We start from the raw sequence: 308 nt of genomic DNA, 5'->3' as shown, positions 1-308 counted from the left end.
CTCCGGTCCGGCGGTTTCGTGCCGACGGCTCCGGCCCGGCGGGTCCGTCTCCTCCGCCCCGGGCCGGACCCCGCACGTCGGCACGGGCCGCCGTCCGGGCCGCTGCTCAGGAAGCCCGCAGGTACGCCGAGTGGGCGGCCTTGCCCAGGAACGTGAAGCGGGTCCCGCCCTTCAGATGGGCCTCCAAGGCATCCTTGACGCCCGGCCAGTTGGGGTCGCCGTAGTCGTCCAGGACGACGACCGCGCCGGGCGCGGCGATCCGCTCGGCCCACTCCAGGTCCCGGGCGACGCCCCCGGCCGAGTGGTCG

The 308-nt window shown here is 76.6% G+C and carries 1 pseudogene; it reads right to left on the bottom strand.

Annotated features, from left to right (window positions below):
* Positions 1-106: 106 nt before the first annotated feature.
* Positions 107-308 (bottom strand): annotated as a pseudogene (locus B7767_RS18655) (class I SAM-dependent methyltransferase); the annotation flags it as partial.

The sequence above is a fragment of the Streptomyces sp. 13-12-16 genome (assembly GCF_002114215.1).
Classification (GTDB): Bacteria; Actinomycetota; Actinomycetes; order Streptomycetales; family Streptomycetaceae; genus Streptomyces.
Note: the sequence above shows the minus strand (reverse complement) of the source record. Positions and strands in the feature narration are given on the sequence as shown.